Annotated in this window: 1 protein-coding gene; it reads left to right on the forward strand. The window is 76.5% G+C overall.

Annotated features, from left to right (window positions below):
- A partial coding sequence (locus ACZ7KF_RS41515; protein WP_471087908.1) for an acyltransferase domain-containing protein occupies positions 1-2,099 on the forward strand: 2,099 nt, incomplete at both ends.

Raw genomic sequence — 2,099 nt, forward strand, 5'->3', positions numbered from 1 at the left:
GGGTGGGCGGACCGGGTGGCGGTCGCCGCGGTCAACGGTCCGGAGTCGGTGGTCGTCGCGGGTGAGGCCGGGGCGTTGGAGGAGTTCCTCGCCCACTGCGCGGTGCGGGGCGTACGCGCCCGCCGCATCGCCGTCGACTACGCCTCCCACTCCGCGCTGGTGGAACCGGTACGGGCGGACCTGCTGGCCGACCTCGACGGCATCCGGCCCACCGAGGGCACGGTGCCGCTGTTCTCCACCGTCACGGGGGAGTGGACGGACGGCACGGCGCTGGACGCCGGCTACTGGTACCGCAACCTGCGCGAGCCGGTGGGCTTCGCACCGGCGGTGCGAAGCCTGCTCGACGCCGGCCACCACGTGTTCGTGGAGATCAGCCCGCATCCCGTGCTGACGGCCGCCGTGCAGGACACGGCGGACGCCGCCGAGCGGACCGCCGTCGTCGTCGGCACCCTCCGCCGCGACCACGACGGTCCGCGGCAGCTGCTCACCCACCTCGCCGCCCTGCACACCACGGGCACCGGCGTCGACTGGACGGCGTACTTCGCGGGCGTCACCGGCCGAGCCGACCTGCCCACCTACGCCTTCCAGCACACCCGCTACTGGCTGACCCCCTCCGGACCGTCCGCCGGCGAACTGGCCGGCGCGGGCCTGAGCGCCGCCGGACACCCGCTGCTCGGCGCGGCCGTCGACCTCGCGGAGGACGGCGGCCTCGTCCTGACCGGACGGCTCGCCGCGGACCCGGCCGCCTGGACGGCCGACCACGTCGTCCTCGGCACCACACTGCTGCCCGGCGCGGCGCTCGCCGAACTGGCCCTCGCCGCCGGCGACCGCGCGGGTTGCGCCGTCCTGGACGAACTCGTCCTCGGCGCGCCCCTGGCCCTGCCCGAGCGCGGCGCCCTGCACCTCCAGGTACGGGTGGGCCGCGCCGAAGCCGACCACCGCCGTACGGTCAGCGTGCACGCGCGCCCCGAGGACGGCGACACGCCCTGGACCCGGCACGCCGAGGGCGTCCTCGCACCCGGGGACGGCACGGCCGGCACACCGCTGACCGAGTGGCCGCCCGCCGGTGCCGAACCGGTCGACGTGTCCGCGCTCTACGACAGCCTCGCCGACCGCGGCCTCGACTACGGGCCGGTCTTCCGCGGCGTCCGCGCGGCCTGGCGCCACGGCGACGACATCCTGGCCGAGACCGAACTGCCCGCGGAGACCGACGAGTCGGGCTTCCTGCTGCACCCGGCCCTGCTGGACGCGGCCCTGCACCCGATCGGCCTCGGCGGCCTGGTCGGCGACGGCGGGCTCCCCTTCGCCTGGCAGGGCCTGCGCGTGCACGCCGTCGGCGCCCGGGCGGCACGGGTACGGCTCACCCCGCTGGGCAACGAGAGCGTCGCCGTCGACCTCGCCGACGGCACCGGCGCGCCCCTGGCCACCGTCGCCTCCCTGCGCCTGCGCGCGGTCACCGCCGAACAGGTCGCCGCCGCCCGCACCCTCACCGACCCGGTTCTGCACCTGGACTGGCTCCCGGTGACCGGCACCGCACCCGCGGCCGACACCCCCGTGGAACTCCTGCACCTGGGCACACCCCAGGGAACGGAGGCCGGCCCCGAGGCCGTACGCCAGGCCGTGCGCACGGCCCTCACCGCGATCCAGGAACGGATCGCCGAGGACCGGATCGAACGGCTGGTCGTCGTCACCCGCGACACCGACCTGGCCGGCGCCGCCGTCGGCGGTCTGCTGCGCTCCGCCCAGGCCGAGCACCCGGGCCGCTTCGGCCTTGTCGTGCTCGACGGCCACCCCGGCTCCGCACCCGCCCTGCCCACGGCCGCGGCCCTGACCGACGAGCCCTGGGTCGCCGTACGGGAAGGAGAGACGTACGTACCCCGACTCGCTCGGGCCGTCGCGCAGACGGGCGACGGCGTGCCGTTCGGCGCGGACGACGTGGTGCTGGTGACGGGTGGCACCGGCGTGCTCGGTGCCCTGGTGGCCCGGCATCTGGTGGCCGTGCACGGTGTGCGGCGGCTGGTGTTGCTGAGCCGTCGTGGTGGTGCCGAGGAACTCGTGGCCGAGCTGGGCGCGTCGGGTGCCGTCGTGGACGTGGTGGC

It is taken from the genome of Streptomyces sp. NPDC038200, from assembly GCF_055600785.1.